The organism is Raoultibacter timonensis, from assembly GCF_022845715.1.
In the GTDB taxonomy this organism is placed as follows: Bacteria; Actinomycetota; Coriobacteriia; order Coriobacteriales; family Eggerthellaceae; genus Raoultibacter; species Raoultibacter timonensis.
On the sequence record NZ_AP025564.1, the window covers coordinates 671,164 to 688,014 of the forward strand.

The window sequence follows — 16,851 nt, forward strand, 5'->3', positions numbered from 1 at the left end:
CGGGCGTCTATCAGCATCAGCGCAGGTTGGAGCCGTATATGCTCATGTTCTCGAAGCGCTCCTGCATCCACGTCGAGGGAAACTGCTCGTCGAGAAAGTGATCGATCGGGGTTGCGGGGGGCAGGTCGTCGGCCCGGGCGCCTTCGCGCGCGAAGGCCTGGATGGTCAGGGCCACGTTGAGCACCATGAAGATGGCGCTCGCTATGCTCAGTACGCGAACCGCCGAACCCTCCCAATCGATTTTGCCCGCAACGCGATCGATGAGGGGCATGACGAGGCGGGTCCAAACGAGTCCGAGCGTTCCCCACATAACGGCGAACATGAGGTTCACCCGTCCGTCGATGTTGCCGAACGTATCGCTGTAGTCCCATGCGACGGCGCCGAACAAAACCTCCATGAGCCAACTCGTGGCGAACTCGACGCCCGAGCCGACCAATGCCGAAACGAGGAATACGGCTACGGCGTTCACGCGGGTAAAACGGTTGGCCATGATGGTGAGCGCAACGGCTCCCGTGCCGTAGATGGGGGAGAACGGCCCCCAGACGAGGCCCGCCCGGCTTTCGTATCCGCCGAAGACGACCGCATGGTAGACGGTTTCGATCGCGAGTCCCGCGATCGAGCCGACGACGAACAGCCAGAAGAGAAGCGGCAGGTTGAGAGACGATGCGGGGGCTGCCTCGGCTTGTCTGATTGTCGCGGTGGCTTCCATGGTGCACTCCTTGCATGATGGTTCGATTAACGGCATGCAACTATGATCCAAAATCGGTATTCGGAAAACGTCAAGGCAGTATTAGGAAATCGTAAAGATTGCCTTTCGCGCGCGATCGAATGGGCGGCCATGCCCGATCGATGCGGGTTTGGTCCGTCTGTTCTGCAGCCGATCGATTAATATGCTCGATCGGCGTGCATTGAGGTTTCGAGGTTTGTTAAGGATTGCGAAAACGGGTATGCTGTCTGCTTCGATCGTCGATGAACCAGGGGTGCGGCAGCGGTGGTGCAAGAAGAACAGCATACCGATAGAACAGGTTTTCTCGAAGCCTTGTTCTGCCATGTCATCTGGGGCCTCATGCCGATTTACTGGAAGCTCGTCTCGGGTGTGCCCGCATTTCAGGTGCTTGCTTGGCGCATGGTGTGGGCGGCGGTGTTCATCTTGGCGCTTTGCGTGCTGGTGAAGCGCGTCAAGTTCCTGTACCTCGCCCATGAGGGCCGCGCGTTGCGAACGTTTTTCGCATCAGGGCTTATCGTCTCGCTGAACTGGGGTATATACGTGTGGGCGGTCAATAGCGGCCACGTGCTCGAAACGAGCATCGGCTACTACCTGTGCCCCTTGGCAAACATCTTCTGCGGCATCGTGGTGTTCAAGGAGCGTCTGACGCCGGGGCAGAAGGTGGCAACCGCCCTTGCTGCGGCAGGGGTCGTGTTCTCCATCGTGACCCATGGAGGCGCGATCTGGATTTCGTTCGCCCTCGCGATCACGTTCAGCATATACGGAACCGTCAAGAAGCGGGGCGGTTATCCGGCTCTGCCCGGCATGGCGCTCGAATCGCTGATCACGGGCATCATCGGCATCGGCATTCTCGCGCTGGGCTTCGCGTTTCCCGCCATCTGGCAGCTGACGCCGGCCATGCCCTCCGCGATGGCGGCAACCGACCCCGCGGTTGTGGCGGCGCTGCTCGCAGGTGCGGGCGTGCTCACCGCCGTGCCGTTGTTGCTTTTCTCGGCGGCGGCAAACCGCGTGTCGATGACGATTCTCGGATTCATGCAGTACATCGGTCCCACGCTCGCGCTCGTTGCGGCCGTGTTTCTGTTCGGGGAGGAGTTCACGCTTGCGCACGCGGTGTGTTTCGGCTTGGTCTGGCTCGGCATCGCCATTGTGAGTCTCGAGCCGTTCGTGCGCAAGGCGAAACGTGCGGCAAGCGGGAGCGCCAAATAGCTCGACTGCCTCCGTGGCCTGCCGTGCTTTCCCGAAGTTTCTTCTCGAATCCTCTTGACTTGGAGTGCGCTCCAAGGGTTTCAATGGGTGCAGACGATTCAGCGAAGACGAAAGACGAGGATATGGAAAAGCGAGTACTGGGAAGAACGGGCATCGAGGTAAGCGTTGTTGGGATCGGCGGCGAGGGCTTCGAGAACAAGCCCTACGAGGCATGCGAGGCGATCATCGACCGCGCACTTGAGGGCGGCATCAACTTCGTGGACATCTACAATTCGAACCCCGACGTGCGCAGCAACGTGGGACGGGCTCTCGCGCGCTACCCGCGCGAGAGCTTCGTGGTCGAGGGCCACATCGGCTCGGCGTGGAAGGACGGCCAATACTACCGCACACGCGACATGGATGTGTGCCGTGCGTCGTTTGCCGATTTCCTCGAGCGCATGCAGCTCGAGTACGTCGATGTCGGCATGATCCATTACGTTGACGATCAGGCTGACTTCGACGCGGTGTTCGACGGCCCGCTCATCGCGTACGCGAAAAAGCTCAAGGACCAGGGTACCGTCCGGTCGATCGGCCTGTCCACGCACAACACCGATATCGCAATCGAGGTGGCGAAGACCGGAATCGTCGACGTGATCCTGTTCAGTGTGAACCCCGCCTACGACATGCTGCCCGCAACCGACGATGTGAACACCTTCTTCACCGAAGAGGCCTACGACCGTGATTTCACGGGCATCGACCCGAAGCGCGAGGAGTTCTACCGGCTTTGCGAGACGAGCGGCGTGGCGGTTACCGTCATGAAGGCGCTCGGAGCGGGCATGCTGCTCGACGGCGCGCGTTCGCCGTTCGGCCGGGCCATGACGCCCGTGCAGTGCATCCACTACTGCTTGACGCGTCCTGCGGTTGCAACGGTGCCGGTGGGGCTCGCCTCGATCGAGCAGGTCGATGCGGTGCTCGCGTACGCTCAGGCAACCGATGGGGAGAAAGACTACAGCGAGATCGTCGCGGGCGGTCCGCGCAGCTCGATCCAGGGAAGCTGCATGTACTGCGGGCACTGTGCGCCCTGTACGAGCGGCATCGACATCGCCCAGGTGAACAAGTTCGTCGATCTAGCTCTTCCGCAGGAAACCGTGCCCGATACGCTGCGCGACCATTACCAGTTGCTCGAACACAGGGCGAGCGAGTGCGTCGAATGCGGCGCATGCGAGCCCAACTGCCCGTTCGGGGTGGACATCATCGGAAAAATGCATGCGGCCGAAGAGCTGTTCGAGTAAAGCCGTGCAAGCGAGGGAAGGAGATAGGCCCATGGGCTGCATTTCGAATCTGTTCTCTGAAACGAGCGGCGATCTTGCTCGAACCGATCCCGAACTCGTGCAGTTGTTCGAGAGGTTCGCGTTCGGGGATGCGCGCGCGGAAAGCGGTCTCGACGAAAAGACGCGCTACCTCGTGCTGCTCCCGGCGCTCATAGCCTGCCAGTCGGTCACGGTGTACAAGGCGATGCTCTCCGATGCGCTCGATGCGGGCATGACGCCTGTTGAAGCCAAGGAGATCTCGTATCACGCGATCGCGTACGTCGGGATGGCGAAGGCCTACGACTACATCGTCGCCGCAAACGAGGTGTTCGCCGAACGGGGTATCGAGCTGCCGCTTGCCGGCCAGGCGACGACCGATGCCGAAACGCGTTTCGACGAGGGGTTGGCCGTACAGAGGGGCATCTTCGGCCCGGCGATCGATGCGGCCTACGAAAGCGCTCCCGCCGACCAGCTCCACATCCAGCGGTTCCTCTCGGCGAACTGCTTCGGCGATTACTACACCCGCGGCGGGCTCGATGTGGCCGAACGCGAACTGGTTACCTTTGCGCTCATCCTTGCGCTCGGCGGTTGCGAACCGCAGCTTACGGGGCACGCGAGGGGCAACCTCGCCGTGGGGAACGGCCGCTCGGTGCTCGTGGGAGCGGTGACGGAACTCGTTCCTTTCGTCGGATATCCCCGCTCGCTCAATGCGCTGCGTTGCATCACAGAGGCGACTTCGGAATAATGATGGTATGGAGAATTCTCGTATGACAAACGGAGCAATTGGCAAGGTGGGCATGGTGCCCGCGGCGGGGCGCGCATCCGACTCGGCGGATGCAGTTCCAGGCGTTTCGCCGGCAGCGGCTAACGTTGCTGGCAAAGCGGGCGCGTTGTCTTTCGACCTTGGGGCTCGCTACGGCCTCGCGTTTTCTGGTGGCTGCGATTCGTCGTATCTGCTTGCCGAGATGGTGGCTGCGGGCGTCGATGTAAAAGCCTACATGGTCAAGACGGCGTTTCAGGCGGCGTTCGAGGTCGATGATGCGCGCCGCATCGTTGCCGAGACGGGGGCCGAGTTCGAGCTGATCGAAGCAGATGTGTTCTCGCATGGCGAAATCTGTGCGAATCCGTGGGATCGCTGCTATCTCTGCAAGCGGTTCATCTTCGGGACGGTGCTCGACCACATGGCCCGCGACGGCAGAGCGGTGCTCGTCGACGGCACGAATGCGAGCGACGACCCCTCGCGCAGGCCTGGGTTCAGGGCGCTCGATGAGCTCGGCGTGGTGTCGCCATTGCGCGAAGCGGGGCTCGCGAAAGAAGAGGTGCGGGTGCGCTCGCGTGCGATCGGGCTTTCGACAGCCGATAAACCGAATTTCTCGTGCTACGCCACGAAGGTGCCTGAAGGCGTGCTCATTACGCAAGAAGAGCTCGATCGAGTGGCGCACGGTCTGGGCCATATCGCGTCGGGGTACGACGAGGCGAGGTGCGGCGAGGCGGAACGCGGCGGAGCGGTGCGCATCGAGGCGAGGCGCGGCGAAACGGAGCGTGACGGGATGGAAGCAGCGGGGCGGATCGAAGCGGGATGAGGTGCGGCGAAAACGAGTGCAGCGGTATAGAGCGCACGGGAACGGTGCCCGCCACCGGGGATAATCGCCCCGCACGATAGGAAAACAGCGGGTTGCGGGGGCGCACGGCGCGTTTCGCAATCCTGGAAGAAGGCGGTTGCATATGGAACAAAAGGATATGGTGCGACTCTTGGAGCGGGTTGCCGAAGGCAGCGTTACCCCGGGCGACGCCGCTCGCGTGCTCAAGGTTGCGCCGGTGACGGAGCTCGGGTACGCCTCGGTCGACAACCAGCGGGGTATTCGCCAGGGCGTTTCTGAGGTGATATACGGCGAGGGTAAAACCGCCGAGCAGATTATCGGCATCTGCGAAGCGATGATCGAGGCGGGGCAGAGCCGCATTCTCATCACCAGGCTCGATGAGGAAAAGGCGAACGCGGTTGACGCCGCGCTCGTGCCGACGCTGGATTATCGCGCCATCGCGCGCATCGGCATCGTGGGTACGGCGCCCGATCCCGACGGCAACGGCTCGGTAGTCGTGGCGGCGGCAGGTACAAGCGATCTTTTCGTCGCCGAAGAAGCTGCCATCACCGCCGAGATGCTCGGAAACGCCGTCGTGCGCCTCTACGACGTTGGGGTGGCGGGGATTCACCGCCTGCTTTCCCATGCTGAAGAAATTGCCGATGCGAACGTGATTGTGGCGGTGGCGGGCATGGAGGGAGCGCTCGCAAGCGTGATTGGCGGCATGGCATCGTGCCCGGTCATCGCTGTGCCCACGAGCGTCGGATACGGCGCGAGCTTCGGCGGTGTCGCTGCATTGCTCGCCATGCTCAACTCGTGCGCGAGCGGAATCTCGGTCGTCAACATCGACAACGGCTTCGGCGCTGGATACCAGGCGCATATGATCAATCACGTGAAAGCGAGAGCATAGATGGGCGAACTTCATTTCGATTTTACCAAGACGGCGCGCAGACGGGATATTCTCAGCGACCTGCTCGGACGTCTGCCGCTTGAAAGCCGCACCGTGATCACCGAGCGTGCCGATCGGGCGGGCGTTCCCGATAAGCACCATCACGATCTTGCCGAAGTGCTTGCGACGATCGACGGCCTTGCGGTGAGCGAGCACGTCAAGCAGGATATGCGCGCGGTCTACCGAATCCTCGCCGAGGCGGAGGCGACCGCGCATGGCTGCGCGGTCGAGCAAACCCATTTCCACGAGGTGGGTAACGGCGAAGCAGTCAAAAACGTGCTCGCCATAGCGCTTGCCATCGAGGCGCTCGATCCCGATACAATCACGGCAACGCCCGTACAGACCGGCAGCGGGAAGGTGCGGTGCGCTCACGGTGAGCTCGACATCCCCGCACCCGCAACGGCGGCGATCATCGCTCGCGGCATCCCCGTATGCGGCGAGCTGCTCGAGGGCGAGCTCTGCACACCCACATCCGCAGCGGTCATCTGGCATTTCGTGGATCGGTTCGAGTAGGCTGGATTCGGGCGTAAGACGGAGTCGTTTAGTCATCGGTTCTCGCTGCGCGGCGCAGCTTCGCCGGGTGCGGTTTGCCTACCGTTTCGCCTACCGCTATCTGCCGTTTGCGGGGTGCTCGCTGCTGGTTGACCGCAGCCTCGCAGCGGGAAAGGCCAATCATTTCAATGCACGGGCGTCGGCTGAGTTTCCTTGCGGGCGCAGTCTCGAGAAATGGCGGCAGCAGGCACGCGGTTCTCATGATGGTTTCATGATTGGCGAGCGTAAAGGCGATGAATTAGCTATCATATAGCTAAAAGTAAACTTTGGATTACTAAGTGGGCGCTGCCTGGTCATCGGACGAACCGACGGCTCGGTTTGCCGGTCGTTTGCCGAATCGGCTTGCGGATCGATGCTGTTTCGGTTGCCGACACTGCTGCAGCTGCGGCGCCGCTTTAGGTTACCCGTTCGGAAAGGATATGCTTTGGGAAGGCACATGCTCTCGTGGCTCGGCGTCGGGTTCGACGGACCCCGCATCGCGCTTGACGATCTCGATGAGGGAACGCGTACGATGCACTCTATCGAGGGGGAAACGTTCACGATCGTCAAGCACCCTGAACGGTTTTGCGTAGGCGCCTACAACCTCATGACGCAGGAACGCGAGATGTGCGAGCGTCGCCAGGAGCTTCCCGACGGTTACAAAGAAACGTCTTGCCCGGCCTGCGCCGACAAAACCGGCTTTAATCCGTCGTTCTACAACGGCGGCGGCATATCCGCTCAGCAACGCGCCTACAACGATACCCCGCATATCGTCTACCTTGCCTATTTCTCTCCCCGGCATTTGAAGGTCGGTATCACGTCGGCGGCCCGCGGTAAGCTCCGGTTGCTCGAACAGGGTGCCCGTTCTGCGATGATCCTCAAGGAATGCGAAAGCGCGTATGCCGCCCGGGAGTGGGAGGCGAAGCTCTGCTCGACGCAGGGAATCTACGAGAGCTTGCTGCCGAGCGTGAAATACCGCCTGCTCACCACCCAGACCCATGATCATGCCGAAGCCTCGGCCATCATGCGCAAGACGGTACGCGATACGTTTGGCTTGGAGCCGACCGATCCCATCGATCTTGATCGGTACTACAGTCGCGACGAGTCCGTACTCGCCGGATCGATCAACGAACCCGACAATCCGTCGTCCACGATGGTGGCGGGCGAATGCGTCGGCATGGTTGGAACCTTCGCGCTCATGCGCCAACAGGGCAGAGTGTACGCTGCCTCTTTGAAGGACTATGTATCGCATCTCGTCGACTATCGTTTTGGGGAAGTGCTCTACGAGTACTCGGCGCCTCCCGAGCAGGGTTCCCTCTTTTAAAACTTCTCTTAAACTCGCTTCGAAGCATAGTCGGAGCTCTGAATAGCGATTGTTCGACCTGCTTCTATGTGTGTGGCGTGTTGCCTCTATGACGTAAATGTAACGGCATTAGTATCAATATAGACTATTAGTACTAATTAGTGATAAATTGTTTCCAGCGCAAAAAGGAAGTTCCAATGGAAGGCAAACGAAAGGCGGAATCGATGGAAGAGGCGAGAGTCCGGCACGACGCGCCGCCGCAGGGTTTATCGGCCAAGCGGGAACGGCTCGATGGAGCGCTGGTAATCGCCTTGAGCAGAAGCTACGAGATCGCCCACCGCGAAAGCAGGAGGCTCGTCGCTGAATACGGACTCACGTTTACGCAGTTCGAGGTGATGGAGGCGCTCCTGCACAAAGGCCCGCTTACGGTGAACGGAATTATCGAAGCGGTGTTGTCGACGGGGGGCAATATCACGGTCGTGGTGCGCAACCTCGAGAAGAGAGGCTACGCAACGCGCTTGGCGAATCCCGAAGACGGCAGATCGTTCATCGTCGAGCTTACCGACGAGGGGCGAACGGTTATCGAAGAGGTGTTTCCCCGCCATATGAGGCTGCTCGACAAAGCCCTGGCTGCTTTGAGCGACGACGACATCGAAACCATCATCGGGTTGCTGCACAAAGTCGGGCATGCGGGCGGCATTGAAAGGAAGGCATGACATGATTAAGGTTATCGATCATAACAAGATGGGCAAAAGCGAGCGGGGTTGGCTGCACAGTCTGTTCCACTTCTCGTTTGCCGAGTACTACAATCCCGACAACATCCAGTTCGGTGCACTGCGCGTCGTGAACGACGATGTGTTCGATCCGCAAGGCGGGTTCCCGACCCATCCTCATAACGATATGGAGATCATCAGCTACGTGGTCGACGGCGAGCTCACCCATAAGGACAGTTTGGGAAACGGCAGAACGCTCACCAAGGGCCAGGTTCAGTACATGAGCGCGGGCAAGGGCATCCTGCACAGCGAGTTCAACCGCACCGACAAGCCCCTGCGCTTTTTGCAGATATGGATTCTGCCCGATGCTGCGGGCTACGAGCCGAACTACGGCGACTACGACTTCAAGTGGGAGGACCGCGAGAATACGTGGCTCCAGATCGCTTCGGGGCAGAACGGCTCCGCGCCGGTCAAGATCAATCAGGACATGAATGTCTCGGTGATCAGTCTTGATGCGGGCAAGGAAGCGGCTTATGAGATCGCGCGCGGTCGTCAGGCCTACCTCATCCAAATCGAAGGCATGGGTTCGGTGAACGGCAGCGAGCTCCAAGAGCGCGATGCGGCCGAAATCACGGGCGAAAGCCAGATCGTGCTTACGGCTTCGAGGGATTCGCATTACATCCTGTTCGATATGAAGCAGGAGTAAACCCGACGCGCTGCCGCTGTATGGCGGCAGCGTGCCATGGCGGCGCGGGTTGGCAGCCACAAGCCCAATGCCGCACCGCCATGGCACGCTGAGCGTGCAAAGAAAGCTTACTCGATCGACGCCTCTGCTCTTTAGGGTTCTTACGTCACTGTTGCTATCCTCCTCTGGTTCGAGTAGGCATGGCGTCGATAGGCAGGCCTCCGATCCGTCATGCGGGTCGGAGGCTTTTCCGTCTTCGGCTTTCCGCTTTGGTCACGAAACGTCCTTGATTGCGAAACATCCTTGGTTATGAAGCGCCTTTGGCTACAAAGCTACGAAGCTACGAAACGTCTTTTGCGGGGTATTCCAGCATTTCGTCGATCGTGATGAACGTATAGCCCTGTTCTTTCAGATAGGGGATGGCCTCTCGGATGGCTGCGACGGTCTGCGAGCGATCGCCGCCGCCGTCATGGCAGAGGATGATGGCGCCGGGCCATGCGCTTTTGAGCTGCTCGGCTATCGCGTCGGCTCCCGGCAGACGCCAGTCGCCGCTGTCGATGGTCCATCCGATTTCGGAGGAGATGTGGGGGCTGAGGTTCTTCTGGACGTCGGCGCCGAAGTTTCCGCCGGGGGTGCGAATGACCGTACTCGGATCCGTACCGAGCGCATCGCGTATCGCGTCGTAGCCTTTGGTGACCTCTTCGATCTGCTGCTCAGCGGACATGAGGCCCAGGTCGACGCCCTTTCCGTCGCCGCTTGCGTGGTCGAACGTATGGGTGCAGATCTGATGCCCTTCGTCGTGCGCTCGCTTGACGAGGGCTTTACCGTTCTCGTTGATGCGATCGCCGACGGTGAAGAACGTGGCCTTCACGTCGTTTTCGGCGAGGATATCGAGAACCTGCTCGGTGTAGTCGGGCCAGGGGCCGTCATCGAACGTGAGGGCGATTACCTTTTCGCCGCCGGTATCGGGGTAATAGTAGCGGCAAACGGGATTTTTCGGTTCGTTTTCCTCGACGAAGGTTTTGCCCGAGATGTCGCCGACCTTCGTAACCTTGCTGCCATCGGCGCCTTCGCCGTCAATCACGTGGAGCGGCCCGCTCCCTTCCTGAACCACTTCGAACGGAATAGGCTCGACGGTATCCTGCGAAGGTTCTACGGTGTTGGCGCCGTCGGCGATGGTCACTGCATCGCCGGCCTTGAGTCCCGTTTTCGCATCGTCGACCTTCTGGCTGTTCACGTAAGCGGTGAACGCTTCGCCTTTGCCCGCTTCGAGCACCTCGCCGTCGACGGCAACGAAATCACCGGTTTTGGGAGTTGCGTAGCCGGCCTCTATGATGGCGGCTATATCCTTGCTGCCGCCCAGCTCAAGCTGTTCTCCGTTGACGGTTATCGCGATGGGTCTCGTTTGGATGAAGAAGAAAACGCCGCCGACGATGCATGCGAAGGCGATGGCTGCAATGAGGGCGGGCTTCCAGGGAAACCCCGATCCTGCGCGCGGTGCCTTCGCGCGGTAGCGATCATCGTCTCGATAGGAGGCGTGCAATCGCGCTGCGCGCTGGGCGATTGCCGGAGCGGGTTGTCTTTCGGAGCGTCCCGTATTGCCGCGTGGGTCGGGGCGAGAGGTGCGGTCGGCCTGCACGCGTCTGCGGTAGGCGTCGGCGTCGCGACCGTAGGGAGCGGCCTCGCGGGGGGAATGCGCCGATCGCGATTGCCGTGTCGCGTTTGCCGAACGGTCGGCTGCACTGCCCGCTCGGCGTTCGGGACGCCCGTCGACGGTGAAGCGCGCCGTTTCAGAGGAACGGGGATTCCGACCACGCCCCTGCTGGGGACGGTCGTTTGAGCGGTTGTGTGGCGTTTCCGGCATCGTTTCGGCTCGTTCCTGACGAACAGCTCGGCGAGCATGTGCATTGTTCAAGTACGGATAACTGATTGGCGCAGGGCTGTACCTGCCTCTTTCCCATTCTACCTGAAAATTGTATGAAGGTCGCGAGCACTTCAACGAACCGTTTATACTTGATGCTCCGAACGAGAAAGGAACCGGTATGGGGTTGCAGCTTACGGTCGCGCGCGGGATCAGCGCATTGAGCACTTGGGGGCTCAAAAACGTGTTCAAGCGCCCAGCGGCTAACTTTCCCGGCAAGATCGCGCTGTACGTCGACCCCCATCTCATCGCCGACCTTTCGCACAAACTCGATCGCGGGTCGGTCGTCGTGTGCGGCACGAACGGCAAGACCACGGTAACGAACCTGCTCGCCGATGCGCTCGAAACCGCGGGCATGCGGGTCATCTGCAATCGCACGGGCGCAAACCTCGACAGCGGTGTCGCCACGGCGCTGCTCCACGGCGACCAATCCGATTGGGCGGTGTTCGAGAGCGACGAGCTTTGGCTTGCAAAGGTTCTGCCTCAACTGAAATCCGACTACCTCGTGCTGTTGAATCTGTTTCGCGATCAGCTCGACCGCGTGGGAGAGATCGATCGCATCCAAGAGAGCATCGCAGGTGCGCTCGCCGCCTCCCCGAATACGGTGATCGTGTACAACGCCGACGATCCGCTCTGCGAGGCCATAGTCCGAAAGGCGAAGAACAAGGCAATCGCCTTCGGCGTGGCGGAAGACATGGGACTGGCTCAGAATACCGTTGCCGACGCCCAGATGTGCCAGATGTGCTCGACCATGCTCGAATACGCGTATCGGCAATACGGGCAGCTCGGCGAATACCGGTGCCCGCAGTGCGGCTTCGCCCGCCCTGTGCTCGATTACGCGGCTCGAAACGTGCGCTTCGGGCGTGACGGCATCGTTTTTTCTGCCGGAACCGACGACAGGACGTCGATCGACGTACGAACCTCGGCAACCGGTGCCTACATGGTGTACAACCTGCTTGCGACGTTTACGGCGGCCAATCTGCTCGGGTGCCCGCCCGATGCGTTCCAACGCGCGCTCGATGCGTTCGATCCGCAGAACGGCAGGCTTGAGAACCTTGAGGCAGCAGGCCGCCCGATCCTGCTCAACCTCGCAAAGAATCCGACGGGCTTCAACCAGAACCTCAAGATCATCGCGCAGGATGCCGGGCCGCGCGCGGTGGCGTTCTTCGTCAACGACAAGGAGGGCGATGGGCGCGATGTCTCGTGGATATGGGACATCGATTTCGAAGAGCTTGCCGAAGCGGACGATCTGGTCGTGTTCGTCGGGGGCATCAGGAGAAACGATCTGCAGGTACGTCTGAAGTACGCGGGGATTGCCGCCGAACTCATCGACGGGCCCGCCGACATGCTCGAAAAGACCGCGGGGCTTTCGCCCGACTACCGGTTCTATCTGATAGCCAACTACACGGCGTTGCCCGTTGTGCGCGGCGAGCTTGTGAGGCTGATTGCGCAGGATGGCGGCAGCGACGGGAAAGGGGCGTAGGAGCCATGGAGTCTTTGAGGATAGCGCATCTGTTCCCGGATCTGCTCAACCTGTACGGCGACGGCGGCAATGTGAAATGCTTGGCGAAGCGCATCGAGTGGCGGGGGATGCCTGTTGAAATCGTCTCCGTCAATCACGGCGAAACGATTGACCTTTCTGCGGTCGACATCGTGTTTCTCGGTGGGGGCCCAGATCGCGAGCAGCGGCTTGCCTCCGAGCAGCTGCTCCGCATGCGCGATGATCTGTCGGCTTACGTCGAGGCCGACGGGGTATTGCTCGCCATCTGTGGCGGCTATCAGATACTCGGAAGCGAATGGCTCTTGGGCGACGAGAGCGTCGAGGGTCTGGGCATCGTCGATATGGTTACGAAGCGCGCCGACGGATCGCGTGACCGCCTCATCGACAATGTCGTGCTGCGCTCTCCGATCGCCGAGCGGCCGGTTGTCGGGTACGAAAACCATGCGGGAAGAACGTTTCTCGGGCAGGGGCTCACGCCCCTCGGCGCAGTGGTATCGTCTGGCGGCCATGGCAACAACGATACCGACAAGAGCGACGGCGTGCTATACCGCAACGTGGTGGGAACGTACCTGCACGGGCCTCTGCTGGGTAAGAACCCCGAGATCGCCGATCACCTCATCGCCCGGGCGCTTGAGGTTCGGGCGGCTCGGATGGGCATCGAGGCCGAACCGCTCCGCCCGCTCGACGACGCGGTTGAAATCGCTGCCAACGACTACATGGTCAAGCGGTTGGGCGTACGCTAGATAACGGCTTCCCAACAGGGCTGCCCACCCCCCCCCGATGTTGTGCGCATTTCATGTATCGGAAGTGCTGCTGCGTAAGGAGCATTAGCGGCGGCAAACGATGGCTTCGGTTTTGAAAATCACCTGCTCAATCGGCTGATCAGCTTGAAAGGCAACGGATTGTTCGACCGCTCGAACCTGTGGCGTTTTCCTAAAAACAGCCGATTCGCCTTGCATGCACCAACGGGTCTCAGGCACAATGATTGGCATGATGGATAGGAAAAGCAACGCACGGCGCAGAGCCGCTTCCGCCGATCCCGATCAGCGGGGGACTGCACGCCGCAGCACACGTGGCGGATCGTCCCGTTACGATAGTTTTGATCCCTCCGCTTATGGAAGGCAGCCTTCCTATAGCCAGTATTCCCGCACGTCCGAATCCGATGGGGATGATGCACGGGGTTCAGGCGGCGGTTACAGCCGCCGTGTATCCCAGGCCGAGTACACCCGCCAGCGCAAGAAACGCAAGCGACGGAAGGTGGTCGCCATCGTTGCGGCGGCGATTCTCGTCGTGTGCCTCGGGGGAGCCGGGGTGGCGTTTGCCTATCTGAACAACATCACGTCGAATTTTTCCGATGGCATCGACGGCGATCTTCGCGCTCAGCTTGTGGAAACCGATCTTGCGAACGAGCCGTTCTACATGCTGCTCATGGGCACTGACGGCTCTGCGGAGCGAGCCGAGTCGGCCGAATACGCGGGCGATCCGACTCGTTCCGACAGCATCATCCTTGCGCGCATCGACGCGCGCAACCATAAGGTCACGCTCGTGTCGCTCCATCGCGATACGCTCATCGACATGGGCGAGTACGGGCAGAACAAGCTCAACGCCGCCTATGCGATCGGCGGTCCGGCCATGGCGGTTGAAACCGTATCCAAGCTGGCCGGTGTGCCTATTTCCCACTACGCCGAAATCAACTTCGACGGCTTCAAAGACATCGTGAACGCTTTGGGCGGCGTCGAGGTCGACGTTCCCATGGAGATCAACGACGAAGACGCGGGCGGCCATCTCGACGCGGGTCTGCAGACGCTCGACGGCTACCAGGCGCTTATCCTGTGCCGCGCGCGCCATGCGTACGACGATTACGGCGACGGCGACTCCTATCGCGCGGCGAATCAGCGCCTCGTGCTCGGTGCGATCGCGAAGAAGATCCTCGCGTCGGACATCGGTACGATGGCAAGCACCGTGGAAGCCTTGTCGGAGTACGTCACCACCGATTTGAGCGTATTCGACATCATCGGTCTTGCCCAGGCGATGCAGGGGCTCGATCCTTCGACGGACCTGTATTCGGCGATGGAGCCGACTACCTCGGCCTACGTTGACGGCGGATGGTACGAATACACGAACATGACAGCCTGGAAAGAGATGATGAGCCGCGTCGACCAGGGCTTGCCGCCCACGACCGAGGATGTGGTCGACGAGCTGTCGGGTACCGTGCTCGCATCGACGGGTAGCGGAGAAACCGGGGGCGGCACCGATTCGTCGGGCGGTCAGACGATCACCGACCCGAAGACCGGCAACATCGCCATCAGGAACGGCAACGGCATCGCTGGCGCTGCTTCGGAGGCGGCTGCCAAGCTCGAGGACGTCGGCTACACGGTGGATACGGGCAACGCCGACGGGTTCGACTACTCGCAGACCATCGTTATCTACAACTATGCGAACCAGGCCAACGAGGCCAAGGATATAGCTACGACGATCGGTGTCGGCAAAGCCCAGCTCAATGATGGAACCTATGCGTTTGAGGGCGACTTCCTCGTTGTATTAGGGGCCGACTGGGGCTAGAGGCTCTCTCGGGCGTCAGAGCGCGCCTTCCGATTTTCGGCATGAAGCAGGAAATCGGCATCTACATGCATCGGCTCCTGCGCCCATCGGCATCTGCGCCCATCGGCGCCCGCGTGCTTTCAGATTCGATACACGCGCCTTGCGTCGGCGTTGTACGCGCCGAAATGCGATGCGGGCTTGCTGGAATCGGCTGAACGTGGCAGAAAAACGACCCTATTCGTCATCGTTCGACACCCGTTTCGCGACCGGTTTTGGATCCGATTCGCTGAGCTGGGAGGACTCTTCGACCCGAAAGCGGAGCCCCCAGCTTCACGGCGTTCGGCCCTTCGATCGACGAATAACTTCGTTTTTCTGCCAGCTTCGAGCGACCTTGCCCTCAAGCAAGCCGGAGCCCGCCGATTTTGGTCTAGCGGGACGAGTGCGATTCGCGCGCGATGATAAACAGCCGCAGCTGCGGCGCATCGCCGGCATTCGGAGTCGGGTTCGTGAAACTCGAGGCCGGCTGCGCAGGGCTCCGGGCGACTCCGCCGGCTGCGCAGGGCTGCTTTCCTCTTGGGCTGCCTTCCGCTTATGGGATGCCGCCCGCGCACGGAGAATGCCCTCCCTGGAAAAAGTTTTGACCAGATGCGGTATGCTACGCTCCGACCTGCGGTTTGCAACCGCAGGGTAGCAGAGGTTTTGTAAAAAAGCAGCCGCAAGTTGGTTGAGCCGGGGTCGTCCTATCGCCATGATGGGGTTCGGCAAACACACCGCCTTTCGGGATGACGATCCCGAAATCCTCGTTCGATGGCGTATCATTACATCGCAGAATGCAGATGCGGGCGAGTGCAAGGCTTGCCGTTCGGATAATCGAGCGCCGCAAAAGGATGGACCTATGAGCTTTCGCGACAACCTACAACATCTGCGTGCAACGCGCAACATGACCCAAGAGCAGCTTGCCATGCTGCTTGGCGTGAGTCGGCAATCCGTTTCCAAATGGGAGGCCGAGCGCGCGTATCCCGAGATGGACAAGCTGATCAGGCTATGCGAGCTGTTCGAGTGCACGCTCGACGAACTGGTGCTCGGTGACATGACCGCCCGTCCGGCAAATCCCGCTGCGAGCATGCCGCCTCGCGCCGCGCCGCAGGACGTGACGGGATACGATCAGGCGATGCGCACCTTCGCTTGGAAGCTCCCGCTGGGGATCGCGGTGATCGTTGCGGGTGCGGCGCTGTCGGTGCTGTTTGCAGGCCTTACGCTGGTGCCCGGATCGGCGTATCAGAGCTACTCGAGCGCGCTCATGCTGGTGGGCGCCGCCGTCGGGATCGCCCTCATCGTGCCGGCACTGTTCGCGCGCAGGGAGTTTCGCCGGTCGCATCCCTTTGTGGAAGATTTCTACACGGCTGAACAGAAGAGCCAGGCACGCAAGGCCTTCTCGACGGGGCTTGTGGCCGGTATCGCCCTCGTTATGGCAGGACTGGCTTCAACCATCGTGTTGCAGCCGTTCCCGTGGCTTGCGGGGTCGGTTCCCCTGTTCTTTGCAGCGCTCGGGGCGTTCTTCATCGTGCACGGCTATCTCGTGAAATCGTGCTGCGACGTCGAGCGGTACAACGAGAAATCGCTGCGCGGCATGAACGAGGCGCAGATCGGCGCCCTGGACGATGACCTCGCATCGCGCGCTCGCCAGGCGAAGCGCACGTACGGCATGTATGCCCTCATCATGGGCTTGTCTACGGTTGTCGGCCTCGTTCTGTTGTTCGTGCCGGCCCTGAACGCACGGTGGTGGTTCTGGCTGGCGTGGCCGATCGGCGGCATCCTCTGCGGCGTTGTCAAAGCCTATCGCTCGGTGCGAAGCGCCAAATAGGCGTTCGGTTGCGCACGGGAACTTGCGTGCGCGGTTAGTCC

15 protein-coding genes are annotated in these 16,851 nt (G+C 60.9%); 13 read left to right on the forward strand and 2 right to left on the reverse strand.

All coding sequences use genetic code 11. From position 1 onward, the window contains the following. Positions 1–16: 16 nt before the first annotated feature. Positions 17–709, reverse strand: a complete 693-nt coding sequence (locus tag MWL89_RS02615) for a putative ABC transporter permease (RefSeq protein WP_102379154.1) — start codon at positions 707–709, stop codon at positions 17–19. 282 nt (positions 710–991) lie between these two features. Between MWL89_RS02615 and rarD the strand changes: the two genes are divergently transcribed. The 9 genes from rarD (at position 992) to MWL89_RS02660 (ending at position 9,004) form a co-directional block, all read left to right on the forward strand. Beyond that, complete coding sequence (rarD, locus tag MWL89_RS02620) at positions 992–1,933, forward strand: EamA family transporter RarD (protein WP_244411649.1); 942 nt, start codon at positions 992–994, stop codon at positions 1,931–1,933. 83 nt (positions 1,934–2,016) lie between these two features. Continuing rightward, positions 2,017–3,204 carry an aldo/keto reductase gene (locus tag MWL89_RS02625; RefSeq protein WP_244411650.1) on the forward strand — a complete coding sequence of 396 codons (1,188 nt, stop codon included), beginning with the start codon at positions 2,017–2,019 and terminating at the stop codon, positions 3,202–3,204. A gap of 31 nt (positions 3,205–3,235) precedes the next feature. After that, positions 3,236–3,967 (forward strand): carboxymuconolactone decarboxylase family protein, encoded by a 732-nt coding sequence (locus MWL89_RS02630; RefSeq protein ID WP_244411651.1) that lies wholly within the window; start codon positions 3,236–3,238, stop codon positions 3,965–3,967. 22 nt (positions 3,968–3,989) lie between these two features. Next, positions 3,990–4,805: an ATP-dependent sacrificial sulfur transferase LarE gene (gene larE, locus MWL89_RS02635; RefSeq protein WP_244411652.1), complete on the forward strand. Its 816-nt coding sequence runs from the start codon at positions 3,990–3,992 to the stop codon at positions 4,803–4,805. 142 nt (positions 4,806–4,947) lie between these two features. After that, complete coding sequence (gene larB, locus MWL89_RS02640; RefSeq protein WP_244411653.1) at positions 4,948–5,712, forward strand: nickel pincer cofactor biosynthesis protein LarB; 765 nt, start codon at positions 4,948–4,950, stop codon at positions 5,710–5,712. Continuing rightward, positions 5,713–6,264, forward strand: a complete 552-nt coding sequence (larC, locus tag MWL89_RS02645) for a nickel pincer cofactor biosynthesis protein LarC (protein WP_102379149.1) — start codon at positions 5,713–5,715, stop codon at positions 6,262–6,264. Positions 6,265–6,727: 463 nt separating this feature from the next. Further along, positions 6,728–7,606 carry a DUF2797 domain-containing protein gene (locus tag MWL89_RS02650; RefSeq protein WP_180995142.1) on the forward strand — a complete coding sequence of 293 codons (879 nt, stop codon included), beginning with the start codon at positions 6,728–6,730 and terminating at the stop codon, positions 7,604–7,606. A gap of 176 nt (positions 7,607–7,782) precedes the next feature. After that, positions 7,783–8,301 carry a MarR family winged helix-turn-helix transcriptional regulator gene (locus tag MWL89_RS02655; RefSeq protein ID WP_244411654.1) on the forward strand — a complete coding sequence of 173 codons (519 nt, stop codon included), beginning with the start codon at positions 7,783–7,785 and terminating at the stop codon, positions 8,299–8,301. A 1-nt stretch (position 8,302) separates the two neighbouring features. Continuing rightward, complete coding sequence (locus MWL89_RS02660; protein ID WP_244411655.1) at positions 8,303–9,004, forward strand: pirin family protein; 702 nt, start codon at positions 8,303–8,305, stop codon at positions 9,002–9,004. Positions 9,005–9,323: 319 nt separating this feature from the next. Here MWL89_RS02660 and MWL89_RS02665 read toward each other — a convergent pair whose 3' ends face one another. Continuing rightward, a complete protein-coding gene (locus tag MWL89_RS02665; RefSeq protein ID WP_244411656.1) occupies positions 9,324–10,847 on the reverse strand; it encodes a polysaccharide deacetylase family protein in 1,524 nt (507 codons plus the stop codon). A 178-nt stretch (positions 10,848–11,025) separates the two neighbouring features. On the opposite strand from MWL89_RS02665, the gene MWL89_RS02670 reads away from it, so the two are divergent. The 4 genes from MWL89_RS02670 (at position 11,026) to MWL89_RS02685 (ending at position 16,810) form a co-directional block, all read left to right on the forward strand. Beyond that, on the forward strand, positions 11,026–12,387 hold the full coding sequence (locus MWL89_RS02670; RefSeq protein WP_244411657.1) for a MurT ligase domain-containing protein: 1,362 nt from the start codon (positions 11,026–11,028) through the stop codon (positions 12,385–12,387). A 5-nt stretch (positions 12,388–12,392) separates the two neighbouring features. Beyond that, the gene (locus tag MWL89_RS02675; protein WP_102379143.1) at positions 12,393–13,148 is read left to right on the forward strand and encodes a type 1 glutamine amidotransferase; all 756 of its coding nucleotides are present in this window, start codon (positions 12,393–12,395) and stop codon (positions 13,146–13,148) included. A 514-nt stretch (positions 13,149–13,662) separates the two neighbouring features. Next, complete coding sequence (locus tag MWL89_RS02680; protein ID WP_244411658.1) at positions 13,663–14,967, forward strand: LCP family protein; 1,305 nt, start codon at positions 13,663–13,665, stop codon at positions 14,965–14,967. Positions 14,968–15,841: 874 nt separating this feature from the next. After that, positions 15,842–16,810 (forward strand): helix-turn-helix transcriptional regulator, encoded by a 969-nt coding sequence (locus tag MWL89_RS02685; protein ID WP_244411659.1) that lies wholly within the window; start codon positions 15,842–15,844, stop codon positions 16,808–16,810. Positions 16,811–16,851 lie beyond the last annotated feature (41 nt).

Bases quoted from the DNA above. Each gene is read 5' to 3' on its own strand.
- MWL89_RS02615 (WP_102379154.1), bottom strand. From the start codon at position 709: ATGGAAGCCACCGCGACAATCAGACAAGCCGAGGCAGCCCCCGCATCG.
- MWL89_RS02625 (WP_244411650.1), top strand. From the start codon at position 2,017: ATGGGTGCAGACGATTCAGCGAAGACGAAAGACGAGGATATGGAAAAG.
- MWL89_RS02630 (WP_244411651.1), top strand. From the start codon at position 3,236: ATGGGCTGCATTTCGAATCTGTTCTCTGAAACGAGCGGCGATCTTGCT.
- larE (WP_244411652.1), top strand. From the start codon at position 3,990: ATGACAAACGGAGCAATTGGCAAGGTGGGCATGGTGCCCGCGGCGGGG.
- larB (WP_244411653.1), top strand. From the start codon at position 4,948: ATGGAACAAAAGGATATGGTGCGACTCTTGGAGCGGGTTGCCGAAGGC.
- larC (WP_102379149.1), top strand. From the start codon at position 5,713: ATGGGCGAACTTCATTTCGATTTTACCAAGACGGCGCGCAGACGGGAT.
- MWL89_RS02655 (WP_244411654.1), top strand. From the start codon at position 7,783: ATGGAAGGCAAACGAAAGGCGGAATCGATGGAAGAGGCGAGAGTCCGG.
- MWL89_RS02660 (WP_244411655.1), top strand. From the start codon at position 8,303: ATGATTAAGGTTATCGATCATAACAAGATGGGCAAAAGCGAGCGGGGT.
- MWL89_RS02665 (WP_244411656.1), bottom strand. From the start codon at position 10,847: ATGCCGGAAACGCCACACAACCGCTCAAACGACCGTCCCCAGCAGGGG.
- MWL89_RS02670 (WP_244411657.1), top strand. From the start codon at position 11,026: ATGGGGTTGCAGCTTACGGTCGCGCGCGGGATCAGCGCATTGAGCACT.
- MWL89_RS02675 (WP_102379143.1), top strand. From the start codon at position 12,393: ATGGAGTCTTTGAGGATAGCGCATCTGTTCCCGGATCTGCTCAACCTG.
- MWL89_RS02685 (WP_244411659.1), top strand. From the start codon at position 15,842: ATGAGCTTTCGCGACAACCTACAACATCTGCGTGCAACGCGCAACATG.